Annotated in this window: 12 protein-coding genes; 1 reads left to right on the top strand and 11 read right to left on the bottom strand. The window is 65.4% G+C overall.

Going from position 1 to position 12,077, the window contains the following annotated elements:
* From JOZ00_RS06970 to JOZ00_RS06925, 11 genes are all read right to left on the bottom strand, one after another.
* A partial coding sequence (locus JOZ00_RS06970) for a patatin-like phospholipase family protein (RefSeq protein ID WP_293341631.1) occupies window positions 1–793 on the bottom strand: 793 nt, incomplete at its 3' end.
* Between the two features lie 413 nt (window positions 794–1,206).
* A complete protein-coding gene (locus tag JOZ00_RS06965; protein ID WP_293341628.1) occupies window positions 1,207–2,853 on the bottom strand; it encodes an NAD-dependent malic enzyme in 1,647 nt (548 codons plus the stop codon).
* A 97-nt stretch (window positions 2,854–2,950) separates the two neighbouring features.
* A complete protein-coding gene (locus JOZ00_RS06960; RefSeq protein WP_293341625.1) occupies window positions 2,951–4,336 on the bottom strand; it encodes an NtaA/DmoA family FMN-dependent monooxygenase in 1,386 nt (461 codons plus the stop codon).
* A complete protein-coding gene (locus tag JOZ00_RS06955) occupies window positions 4,333–5,454 on the bottom strand; it encodes an LLM class flavin-dependent oxidoreductase (RefSeq protein WP_293341622.1) in 1,122 nt (373 codons plus the stop codon). Before JOZ00_RS06955 ends, JOZ00_RS06960 begins: the two co-directional genes overlap by 4 nt.
* Window positions 5,454–6,572, bottom strand: coding sequence for an LLM class flavin-dependent oxidoreductase (locus JOZ00_RS06950; RefSeq protein WP_293341619.1), 1,119 nt, complete (start codon window positions 6,570–6,572; stop codon window positions 5,454–5,456). The genes JOZ00_RS06955 and JOZ00_RS06950 overlap by 1 nt, the downstream gene beginning before the upstream one ends.
* A gap of 108 nt (window positions 6,573–6,680) precedes the next feature.
* The gene (locus JOZ00_RS06945; protein WP_293341616.1) at window positions 6,681–7,133 is read right to left on the bottom strand and encodes a DUF4395 domain-containing protein; all 453 of its coding nucleotides are present in this window, start codon (window positions 7,131–7,133) and stop codon (window positions 6,681–6,683) included.
* 84 nt (window positions 7,134–7,217) lie between these two features.
* Window positions 7,218–7,304, bottom strand: a complete 87-nt coding sequence (locus JOZ00_RS27660; protein ID WP_366022270.1) for a putative leader peptide — start codon at window positions 7,302–7,304, stop codon at window positions 7,218–7,220.
* A 21-nt stretch (window positions 7,305–7,325) separates the two neighbouring features.
* On the bottom strand, window positions 7,326–7,745 hold the full coding sequence (locus JOZ00_RS06940) for a thioredoxin family protein (RefSeq protein WP_293341613.1): 420 nt from the start codon (window positions 7,743–7,745) through the stop codon (window positions 7,326–7,328).
* Window positions 7,746–7,778: 33 nt separating this feature from the next.
* The gene (gene cysE / locus JOZ00_RS06935; RefSeq protein WP_293341611.1) at window positions 7,779–8,468 is read right to left on the bottom strand and encodes a serine O-acetyltransferase; all 690 of its coding nucleotides are present in this window, start codon (window positions 8,466–8,468) and stop codon (window positions 7,779–7,781) included.
* Between the two features lie 2 nt (window positions 8,469–8,470).
* Entirely contained in the window at window positions 8,471–9,403 is a 933-nt protein-coding gene (cysK, locus tag JOZ00_RS06930) for a cysteine synthase A (protein WP_293341608.1), read from the bottom strand.
* Entirely contained in the window at window positions 9,390–10,658 is a 1,269-nt protein-coding gene (locus JOZ00_RS06925) for a TQXA domain-containing protein (RefSeq protein ID WP_293341605.1), read from the bottom strand. The genes cysK and JOZ00_RS06925 overlap by 14 nt, the downstream gene beginning before the upstream one ends.
* A 394-nt stretch (window positions 10,659–11,052) precedes the next feature.
* Between JOZ00_RS06925 and JOZ00_RS06920 the strand changes: the two genes are divergently transcribed.
* Window positions 11,053–11,976 carry a family 2A encapsulin nanocompartment shell protein gene (locus JOZ00_RS06920; protein WP_293341602.1) on the top strand — a complete coding sequence of 308 codons (924 nt, stop codon included), beginning with the start codon at window positions 11,053–11,055 and terminating at the stop codon, window positions 11,974–11,976.
* The last annotated feature ends 101 nt before the right edge of the window (window positions 11,977–12,077 follow it).

Here is a 12,077-nt window from a genome sequence, read left to right as displayed (position 1 = left end):
CGTACATCAACGCTGCGGGCACAGAGTTTGCGTTGAATAGTAGGTTCATGCGGCCCGGCTGTAGACGATCATCCGCCTTGGGGGTGGTTCCTGTCCCTACCGAAACGATCAGTAGATCGGATTCCGTTGCGGGCCAGCGTAACCGGTACTCTTCAAGTGTTGCCATCAGAAACAGTTGGAAGGCTGGATTGTTATACATCGTCAAGGCGCCGTCGACGAACACGAATTCGCTCCCTCCTACTGTGACGACCTCGGGTGGGAAGTAGGTTGGCGCAGCGGTGCTCGCTCGGACGAGCTGCCAGAGCGGCACATTGAGGTTGTTGTCCGCTCGGTTCGGATCGTTGTAGGGCGCGGCGGGGTTGTTGCTAAGCGACCAAGGTGAATCCGTGGTGGCATTACGCACCATGATCAGCAGCAGCGTTTTAAGGTCGTCGCTGCCCAGCGTGGTGTCCTTGCCGAGGACGCCCTCTAACAGTTGACGAAGCCGTTGGCTGTCGTAGCGATAGCGGTAGCGGCGCCGCAACGATGCGTGATCGAACATCTCCTTACATCTTTTTACGTACAGGTCCAGAAGCTGTTGCACGCGCAGCCCTTTGGCGAGCCCCGCAGCAATCACCGCCCCGGTGCTGGTGCCCGCGATGTAGTCGAAATAGTCGCCCAGGACGAAGTCGTCTCCCGCACCGAGTTGCTCTGCCAGCATGGATTCCAGCCGCAGCAGCACTTCCAAGCTGATCACGCCCCGAATGCCGCCGCCGTCCAGCGCGAGCAGCTTCTTCGGCCCCGGCGAGTTCACGCGGTCCCGATACGACATACGCCCTCCCGTGTTATGTGCGGGCTGAAACTATTCGAAGCTGATCTCAGTCGCGTTGCATTAGAAGGTCCATCGTTGTGAAAGCTGGCCGCAACCCCGACCCGCGATCACCGGCGAAGGCCAGTGTGTGTCCTTCGGGTCCAGCTGCCACACTCTGCACCGAAGCGGTGTCTATCAGAGGTAGCGCGATTTCGAAATTCCGCAATCGCACGATGCCATCGGCGCTACTCAAAGCAGGGGCGAGCACCCAATCCCGCCAGTCCGACATGGTGCTCACGGTACGGGCCGGCTTGAGGATGCACAGCCGAAAAATCTAGTTCACCGATTTCGTAGCGTTGCTCTGCGAGGGATTCAGCGTTGGAAACCGCCGCTCTGGCCGGCTCGAGCGGCCCGCGCTAGTCGTAGACGGGCGTCCACATGGTGTCGAGGACGGCTTGCCGCACATCGTCGTGTGTCCTGGTGGCCACCTTGTCCTCGACCGCGGCGTGATAGACGGCCTCGGCGACCGCGGTCGAGATGTCGCGAAGATTCTGCACGTCCGGCAGCAGCGAGTCGCCGGGTTCTTTCGGACTCGCCTGCAGCACAACGGCTTTCGCTGCCGCCTGAAGCATATGCTTGGTCATCAGCCTCGCTCGCGCGACGATGATGCCCAGCCCGATGCCGGGAAACACCAGCACGTTGTTGGCCTGCCCGATGGTGTAGGTGGTGCCGTCGTAGTCCAACGGAGGGACCGGGCTGCCGGTCGTGATCAGCGCCTTGCCTCCTGACCACTTCAGCACGTCGGCGGGCATGGCCTCCATCCGTGAGGTGGGATTGGACAACGGGAAGACCATCGGGCGGTCGCAGGACGCGGTCATCGCCTCGATGACCTCCTGGTTGAATGCGCCGAATACCGTTGAGCTGCCCAGCAAGATGGTGGGCGAGGCCCGCTTGATCGCGTCGACCAGGCCGACCCGGTCACCGGCCGCCACGCCCAGCTGCTCGCGGTTCTTGGCGTAGGGCACCTGGAAATCCCGCAGGTCATCCATGTCGTCGAACAGCAGTCCTTGCTTGTCGATCGGCCAGATCTGGGACCTGGCCTGCTCGACGGAGGCGCCGTCGGCGACCATGGCGTCCCGGATCTGATCGGCCACCCCGATCCCGGCGGTCCCGGCTCCGAAGACGATCGCTTTCTGGTCGCGCATCGGGGTCCCTGTGACATGGCATCCGCCGTAAACGGCCGCCACCACGACCGCGCCGGTTCCCTGGATGTCGTCGTTGAACACGCAGTACTCGTCGCCGTAGGTCTGCAGGATCTTGCGCGCGTTGAGCGGCCCGAAATCCTCGAAATGCAGAATCGCGTGCGGAAACAGCCGGTGGGCCGTCTCGACGTAGCGGTTGATGAAACTGTCGTATTCGTCCCCGCGCCGCCGGGCGTGCCGGTTGCCCAGATAGAACGGGTCGGCCAGCAGCTGCTCGTTGTCGGTGCCGACGTCGAGCGAGACCGCGAGGCAACGGCGGGGGTCGATGCCGCCGCCCGCGGTGTAGAGCGCGAGCTTGCCGACGGCGATCTGGATGCCGCCCACACCCCAGTCACCGATGCCCAGAATCGCTTCGGCGTCCGTGCATACGATCAGGTCGACATCGTCGGGTTCCAGCCCGAAAGTCTGGAAGGCTTCTTCGATTTCGTCGGGCTCGTCGATAGTCAGAAAGAGTCCGCGCTGCCCGCGGTACTCATCGGAGAAGCGTTGAATGGCCTCGCCGACCGTCGGTGTGTAGACCACCGGCATCAGTTCGGGCAGATGGTCTTCCAGCACTTTGTAGTACAAGAGTTCGTGGCGGTAGTGCAACTGCTCCAAAAGCAGGTTGCGGCCCAGATCGGTTGCAAGGCCCTGCAATTGATGCCAGACCCGATCGGCTTGTTCCTCGAGCGTGAGGACGGCCGCCGGGAGGCGGCCGGTCAGCCCCAACTTACGGCGCTGCTCGTGGGTGAAGCCGACTCCGCGATTGAGGCTCGGTGCGGCCAGTGCCGCCGGGATCCGCGGGGTGCAGGGATCACTCATCTTCGACCTCCATCGGTGATGTGGCACATCAGGCCACCGTAGCGCCGATCTCGGTGAACGCGTCTTGAAGAGCGTCTGACCCTTTACCGCGGTCGGTTCATCCACCGATCGCGACATCGGGCGGGCTGCCCGCCCAACGCGAGACCGGCGACAAGCCCAGGTGCTCGCGCAGCGTGGTGCCGCGGTATCCGGTGCGAAAACTGCCGCGCTCCTGCAGCAGGGGCACCACCTTATCGACGAATTCGTCGAGGCCATGCGGCGTCAGGTGTGGCACCAGGATGAAACCGTCGCAGGCGTCCGACTGCACATGGAGGTCGATCTCGTCGGCGACCTGCGCAGGCGTTCCCACGAATTGCTGACGGCTCGTCACTTCGATGATCAGCTCGCGGATCGACAGGTTCTCAGCTTCCGCACGGGCCCGCCAACTTTCGGCGACAGTCTTCGGGTCGCCGTGCCGAACACGTCCGCGGGTGATGTCGGGATTTTCGACCGGGTCGATGTCGGGCAGCGGCCCGTCGGGATCGTAGGCCGACAGGTCGGCGCCCCATACCTGTTCGAGGAACGCGATCGCCGTCGGTCCGCTGACCTGTTGCTCGCGGATGTGCCGTGCGTTGTCCTGCGCCTCGGTCGGGGTGTCGCCCAGCGCGAACGTCGCGCCGGGAAGGACCTTCAGTTGGTCGGGGTCTCGTCCGTAGGCCACCGCACGGCTTTTCACGTCGGCGTAGTAGCGCTGGCCGGCTTCGAGCGATCCGTGCAGCGTGAACAGGGCATCGGCGTGCTTGGCGCCGAATTCGCGGCCGTCACTGGAATCGCCCGCCTGTATTAGGACCGGATGACCTTGCGGCCCGGCGGGCAGCGACGCCACGCCGCGGATGTCGAACTGCGGAGTGTGATACTCCACGGCGTGGATCCGGGCGGGATCGGCGAAGATCCCGGCTTCGACGTCGGCGACCACGGCGTCGGGCGCCCAGCTGTCCCAGAACCGCCGGGCGGCAACGATGAACTCCTCGGCCCGCTTGTAGCGGTCGGCGTGCTCGAGAAATCCGCCGCGCCGGAAGTTCTGTCCGGTGAAGGCGTCGGAGGAGGTGACCATGTTCCAGCCCGCACGCCCGTCGGACAGATGGTCCAGCGTCGCGAATTGCCTTGACACCTCGTAAGGTTCGTTGAACGTCGTGTTGATGGTGCCGGTCAGACCGAGTCGCTCGGTGACGGCGGCCAGCGCGGCCAGCACCGTGAACGTGTCGGGCCTGCCGACGACGTCGAGGTCGTGGATCTTGCCGCGGTGTTCGCGCAGCCGCAGCCCCTCGGCCAGGAAGAAGAAGTCGAACAGGCCTCGCTCGGCGGTTCGGGCAAGGTGCACAAACGAGTCGAACTCGATCTGGCTACCTGCGCTTGGATCCGACCACACCGTGGTGTTGTTCACCCCTGGGAAGTGAGCAGCCAGATGAATCTGCTTGCGCTGAATTGTCTTTCGAACGCTCATCCGGTCAGTCCCCATCGTTTGGCGATCAGTTCATGGGAGCGCAACCGGTCGGCGTGCCGATGCGTCACCGAGGTGATCACGAGTTCGTCGGCGTCGGTGACCTGGCGCAGCAGCTCCAGCCGATCGGCGACCTCGTCCGGGTTGCCGACGAATTGCGTTGCGGTGCGGTCTGATACCACCGCCCGCTGCTCCTCGGTGAGCGGCCCGCATGCGTCGGGATCCGGGTAGGGCATCGCGCCCTGGCCGCTGCGGATGGAATACACCCAGTGCCCGTAACTGGACGCCAGATGCCGCGCGGTCTCGTTGTCCTCGGCGACCACGACGTCGGCCGAGACCACCACGTACGGCTTGGCCAGCCGGGCCGAGGGGCGGAACGCGTCGCGGTAGGCGGCGATCGCGTCGAGTGCCGTGCCGGGGGTGATGTGATAACTGGCGACGAAGGGCAGCCCGCGAGCGCCGGCAACCTGCGCGCTCTGGCCCTTCGTGCTGCCGAAGATCCACGGAGTGAGCTGGCCGTGCTCGCCCGGAACAGCATGCAGCTCATGGCCATTGACGGTGTACGTGCCCGCGATCATGGCTTCGATGTCGTCGATCTGCTCGGCGAAATCCGGCGGCTGTGCGCACGGCTGGGTCAGCACGGATGTCTGCGCCCGGAGCTGGCCGCTTTTCATCAGCGCCCTGAGGTCGAAGGGGGTGGGCACGACGATGCCGTCGACCTCCCCCCAGGGCTTTGGTGTGCGCGCAGGTTCCGGCGGTGCCGACGCGGCGTCCTCTTTGCGTCGTTGCCCCGACCGGCCCAGGCCCATGTCGATACGGCCCGGATAAAGCGCGTCGAGTATGCCGAAGCTCTCCACAACGGCGATCGCCGTCGTATGTCCGACCTGTACCGCCGCCGACCCGACGTGGATTCGATCGGTGGCTGCGGCGATCTGGCCGATCAGCATCGCCGGCGACGAGCTGGCGACCGCGACGAAATGGTGTTCGGCGAGCCAGTAACGCTGGTAGCCCCACTGCTCGGCGTGTTGGGCGAGGTCGATCGTGTTGCGCAGTGCCGTCGCGGCATCGCTGCCCGCGCTGATGGGGGCGAGGTCCAGGATCGACAGGGGAGTGGTGGTCATCATGACACCGCCGCGTATCGGTTGGGCGCGGACGCCAATTCGAGGCGCTCTCGCAGCGTTTCGCCGTCGCGGTAGCCGGTGCGGAAGCGCCCGGCGCGTTGTAGCAGCGGAACCAGTTCGTCGACGATCGCGGCCAGGTCGATCGCGTTGACCGCGGGCCGCAGCCGCACCCCGTCGATCCCCGCGTCATGCCAGGAGACCAGAAGCTCGGCCAGATCGCTTGCGCTGCCGACGAACACGTGAGCGTCGGAAGAGATGGCCGTCCTCGGTGTCAGTGCATCGTCGACTAAGGAGACCACCAGGTCGGCGTACACCTTCACGGCACGCCCCGCGGCGTCTCGCGCATCGGCCACCTCGGTGAGGATCGCTCGCAGCGAGTCGTCGTCGTGCGGCGTGACCAAGACGATGTCGGCGCTGGCGGCGGCGAACTGATAGACGCGCGAATTGTGCGCCAGCGCAAGCACCACCGGCTGGCCTTGGGGTGGCCGAGGAGTGATCGACGGGCCCTTGACCGAAAAGTGTTGGCCCTCGAAGTCGATGTAGTGCAGCTTGTCGCGGTCGACGTAGCGTCCGGTCGCGATGTCACGGATGACGGCGTCGTCCTCCCAGCTGTCCCAGAGCCGGCGGACCACCTCCACGGCATCTGCGGCCTCGTCGAACAGCTCGTCGGCCTCGAAGACGGGCCGTCGTCCGAACAGCGCCGCTTCGTGCGTCGTAGCGCTCACCCGTACCTGCCAGCCGGCCCGGCCATGCGAGATATAGTCCAGCGTTGCAATGGCTTTCGACACGTGGAACGGCTCGGTGTGGGTGGTCGTCGCCGCCGGCACCAGGCCGATGTGTGTGGTGGCCGGCGCGATACGCGCGGCAACCAGAACCGCATCCGCACGACCCGCCAGCCGACGCGGTGAGATATCGGGCCGTCGGCCCGGCTGCGCGTCCAGGGTGTCGTCAATCGTCAGGAAGTCAAGCAGACCGCGCTCGGCCAGACCCGCGAGCGCCACCCAGTAGCGACCGCCAAAGTGTCCGTCACTAATCGCGTTGTGCGCGAACGCATATCGCCATGCGTGCGGGTGCCAGCCGTAGCCGTCCAAGCCGACGGCCAAATGCAGATCAGTCATGGCTACATCGACCCACTTTCGGTTCTGCTCGCTACGTGTGTAACGCCGGTAGCGCCAAGACATTCCACAAGCGAATTAAGTTCATGGTGAGTAATTGAATTGGGGCGGCTACGCCGCGGGTGCCCGGCGAAGTCTGGCGACGAACGGGTACAGCTGACAGCCCAGACAGATCCCGAAGGCGGCGTTGAGGAACGCCGCGAAGAGCGCGAACGCGGTCGCGATCGCCCCCAGCAGCGGTACCGCCGCGGCGTAGGCGATAACCCCGATGACCGCGAAGACCAGTCCGACCACCTGGGCGAATTTCAGCGGTGGCACCGGTTCACGTTCCTTGACGGGTCCCAACCGGGGCGCGACGAGCTTCGCGAACAGCGCACCGTAGGGGCTGTTGCGCGGCCCGCGCGCTGCGCTGATCGCGAAGACCAGGGCCTGCGCACCCAGGATCACCGCGGCGGCGGGTGCGCTGAACGCCGACACGATCAGGGTTGTTATCAGCACCGCGGTGGTGATCCACGCGGCGAAGCGCGGGCCCCGCACGTCCACCTGGGTGACGTCGCTCGACATAGATTGCTCCCTGAAAAATGGGCAAGGGTCCAAACGCGAAAGCGGCCGCCTCGTCGGGCGCGCCGAAAAATGGGTGCGTCCGACTCAGCGGCTAAGACAGCAAGAACCCGCGGTGCGGCACAGGTCTACTGCGCGACGCTTGGTGAGCCGAAGCTCTAGGCGGGTGGACATGCCAGCAATGCTACCCGCGGCTCATGCCAACAGGGGTTGCAGCACCGCGCGCAGGTCAGTGGCCTTGGGCACCCCTGCGCTGCGGTATCGCTGCCGCCCGTCGGCGTCGAAGATGAAAGTGGTTGGCAGGGAAAGCACGCCCAGTCGCTTCGCGACCGCGGGGTGATCGTCGATATCGATCTCCACGTGCGACACGTCGGGCAGGGCGGCGCACACCTGGTCGACGACGCGGCGCACGGAAGCGCACGGGCCGCACCAATCGGCGCTGAAGTGAATCACCGTCGGGCCCGTTTGGGACAAGCCGAGATCCGATGTGTCCTGCAGTGGTTCGCCGTCGGCTTGCCGGAACACGCCCGAACGCCGGTTGAGCACGACGCCGATCGCGGCGGCTGTTGCCAGCGCCACGATTATCGCCGTCGCGGCGATCGCGACCGTGCTCACCCGTACGTCCCTACTCTCACTGCCTCGTCAGGCTCAGATCGAGAAGTCCTCGCCGTGCCAGACCCCGGCCTCGGGCGGCCGAATGATGCGGCCGTTCTCGGAGCCGTCGACCCGATCCTCCAGCTTGGTCACCCGGGTGAGTAGCGACTGCAGGCTGACGCCGACGAGGTCGGGCATCATCGAGTCGTCCGGCCCGACGCGGCCGGGGCGGCTGCGGCTGATGACCTGCCCGGGAACCCCGATGACCACCGCGCTGGACGGAACCTCTTTCACCACCACGGCGTTGGCGCCGATCCGGCTGTCGTCGCCGACCTTGATGGCGCCGAGCACCTTTGCGCCGGCGCCGATGATCACGCGGTCACCGATGGTCGGGTGTCGTTTTCCGGTGTCCCTGCCGCTACCGCCGAGGGTGACGCCGTGATAGATCGTCACATCCTCGCCGATCTCCGCCGTTTCGCCGATCACCACGCCGGTCGCGTGATCGATGAAGAGACCGGGGCCAAGGGCGGCGCCCGGATGGATTTCCACCCCGGTCAGGATGCGGTTGACCTCGCCCAGGATCCGCGCCGCCAGGTGCGCGCCGCGGTTCCACAGCCAGTGGTTGATCCGGTGGCCCCAGATGGCGTGCACGCCTGGGTAGGCGAAGACCACCTGCAGCGTGGTGGGCCTCGCCGGGTCCCGGTCTCTGGCGGCTTGGATGTCACGCCGGATGGCCTCGAGCATCGCTACTCCGCCAGATCGGCGAAGAGCGGGGTGCTCAGATACCGCTCACCGAAGCTCGGCAGTACGACCACAATGAGTTTTCCGGCGTTCTCCGGCCTACGGGCCACCTGGAGCGCGGCCGCCACGGCCGCGCCGGACGAGATACCGGCCAGCAGCCCCTCTTCCCGCGCCAGCCGACGGGCAAGATTCAGCGCGTCGTCGTTCTCGACCGCGATGACCTCGTCGATCAGATCCATGTCGAGCACCGGGGGGATGAAACCGGCGCCGATGCCCTGGATCGGGTGCGGTCCCTTCTGCCCGCCGGACAGCACCGCCGAAGCGGTGGGCTCGACGGCCACGAACTTCACCGATGGCTTGCGTTCCTTGATGACCTGGGCGACACCGGTGATCGTGCCACCCGTGCCCACGCCGGCCACGAAGAAGTCGATCTTGCCGTCGGTGTCGCGCCAGATCTCCTCGGCGGTGGTCTTGCGGTGGATCGCGGGGTTGGCGGGGTTCTCGAATTGCTGAGGTACGAAATAGCGCCCGTCGTTCTTGGCCAACTCCTCGGCCTTCGAGATCGCGCCCGCCATGCCGTCGGCGCCCGGTGTCAAGACGAGCTCTGCGCCGAAGGCGCGCAACAGGATTCGTCGTTCGGTGCTCATCGTGTCGGGCATGGTCAGTACGCACCGATAGCCGCGCGCGGCGCACACCATCGCCAATGCGATTCCGGTGTTCCCGCTCGTCGGCTCGAGAATGATGGTGTCCGGCTTGATCAGACCCGCCTCCTCGGCCGCGTCGATCATCGCGACCCCGATGCGGTCTTTCACGCTGTTCGCCGGGTTGAAGAACTCGAGCTTGGCGACCACGTCCGCGCCGGCGCCTTCGGTGACTCGGTTCAGCCGGACCAGCGGCGTGTTGCCGATAAGTTCTGTGATGTTTTCAGCGATGCTCACAGTCGCCATCCCAGCGGATTTCGAAGTGGATTTCAACGTCGGTGGGCGTGGCGAGAGCGACAGGAGTGAATCGCCGCGCCGCCCCCTCTGCTGCCACCCCGGTCAACACCCGCCCGTTGAGGCGGCGTTGTGACGTTGCCCTAAGCGTCGCACCCGATGTGCCCGGTGCTGGTCGTAGGTAGAAATCGACGTCCGGCTGGATTTCCCCCTCGATGCGGGTTCCGTCCGCACTGACGAGAGCATGACCGTCAGTCACGTTGAGCACCAACGGGGTTCGCACGTGAAAAGGGCCGACCAGTCCGGCGTCGGCGACGGCTTGTCCGGCCTCGAGTCGGGGTTCGTCGATTTCGCGCAAAGCTGTGCTCGCGCCGGCGAGCAGGTAGTTGTACAGGTGCACGACACGGTCGGAATTCCGGTAATGCCGCGTGCCGGTGAGCCAGAAACCGACATGGCCGACGGCGGGTGCACCGTTCTGTGCGGTGGTGATCAGGCGGTAGTAGCGGTAGCCGCGCCCGCGGTGGCCGTGGCTGCTGGCCGATAGTGTGCTGCCGACGCCGAGCGGGCGACGGTAGTGCCCCTTGCCCGGTTTCGTGGTCAGTTGTGATCCCGAAACATCAAGCCAGTCAACACCATTGGTCGACTTCTGCAGTCGCATAGACACTGCGGCATCCGAGGCGGTCCATATTGAGTAGCCGCCGAGCTGGGGTTGCCCGTCGAATTCGAAGGTGATGACGGGTCCTGGGCCGCGTTTCACCGCAATGGGGATGTTCAGCGGTTGGGTGTCCAGCACCAGGCCGTTGGTGAACGACCAGATCGCGGCCTGGGTTGCCGCGATGGCTTCATGCTCGCTGATGTTGGCCGCGCCCAACGGGTAACCGGCGGCGCGCAATTGGCGGCTCAGCTCGGCGCTGGTGGTCATCGGAAAGGAATGCCGCAGAATCCAATCGACCTGGGCCTCGCAGGCACGGGTCCGCAGGTGCGGCAACGCCGACCAGTCGTCCAGGCGGTAGCGCGACGGCAGGAGTGGCGCGATGCCACTGAAATCCAGCGAGTAGGCGCGCAGATTGGGATTCAGCCGAATGAGGTCGGTGCGCGCCGACGTGCCGTCGGCGAACACGATCCGCTCCACGGTGTGGGAGTAGGTGCCGCCGCGATAACGGGTCATGGGAGGTAGTTCGGCGCAGGGCCGGACCACCACGCGCCGCCGAGTCTGCGCTCGCGTCAGGGCGTGGTCGCGGATGGACAACACAGTCATGGGTTGTTGGGCTTCCTGGATGAATTCGTCTGCGGCGCATCCGTGCCCGATGGGCGGTCAATACCGTCCGTCAACGAGAAAAACGCGCGACGATTAGAACGTCAGAAGGGCTGGGTCAGGAAATCAACAACAGCGACAACAGTCCACGGCAAGGCAGCGCGGGCTTGTCGAGCGCAGCTGTGCAGCGTGGTACATGTGGCCCACTATAGGGCAAGATGCGACCGGACATTGGTGGACCAAAAGGCGCCTAAGCTGCGGGCGAAAAAAATCTCGATGAGTTTTACACTTGCCTCGGCTCGCTGTAGCGCTGGTGGTCGGCCGGCTTTTTCCGGCAGGACCTCGTCTCAGTAAATCGACCAAGACGGAACGTTTCGACAAAGACGGAAGGATAGCGATGACCTCGGCTCAGAGCGAGTCTCAGGCGCTTGGCGACCTTGGTGCCAGGCAGCTTGCGAATGCGACCAAAACGGTTCCTCAGCTTTCGACCATCACCCCACGGTGGCTGCTGCACCTGCTGAGCTGGGTCCCCGTGGAGGCGGGCATCTACCGGGTGAACCGGGTGGTGAACCCTGAGAACGTCGCCGTCAAAGCAGAAGCCGGCGCGGGCACCGACGAGCCGCTGCCCGAGACCTTCGTCGACTACGAGACCAGCCCGCGCGAATACACGCTGCGCAGCATCTCCACCCTGCTCGACGTCAGCACGAGGGTTTCCGATCTTTACTCCAGCCCGCACGACCAGGTCACCCAGCAGCTGCGACTGACCATCGAGACCATCAAGGAGCGTCAGGAATTCGAGCTGATCAACAGCCCCGAATACGGGTTGTTGGCGCAGGCCACTCCTGAGCAGACGATCCAGACTCTGGGCGGCGCACCGACACCCGACGACCTCGACGCCTTGATCACCCGGGTGTGGAAGACGCCGAGCTTCTTCCTCACCCACCCGCAGGGCATCGCCGCGTTCGGCCGCGAGGCCACCTTCCGTGGGGTGCCGCCACCCGTGGTCAGCTTGTTCGGCGCGCAGTTCATCACCTGGCGCGGCATTCCGCTGATCCCGTCGGACAAGGTGCCGGTGGAGGACGGCAAGACGAAATTCATCCTGGTGCGCACCGGCGAGGAACGCCAAGGTGTGGTCGGCCTGTTCCCGCCGGGTCTCGTCGGCGAGCAGGCGCCCGGCCTCTCGGTGCGCTTCACCGGCATCAACCAGTCGGCGATCGCGACCTACCTGGTCACCCTGTACACGTCCCTGGCCGTCCTCACCGACGACGCGCTCGGTGTGCTCGACGGTGTCGCCGTGGACCAGTTCCATGAGTACGAGTGAGTACCGCGCGGTAGACGCCGAAAGCGACCTGCCCATCAGCGCTGCCGAAATCGCGGCGCTGGCCAGTCAGCTGTACGCGGCCAGCATCCGACCCGGTCCGG

It is taken from the genome of Mycobacterium sp., from assembly GCF_019243155.1.
In the GTDB taxonomy this organism is placed as follows: Bacteria; Actinomycetota; Actinomycetes; order Mycobacteriales; family Mycobacteriaceae; genus Mycobacterium.
Note: the sequence above shows the minus strand (reverse complement) of the source record. Positions and strands in the feature narration are given on the sequence as shown.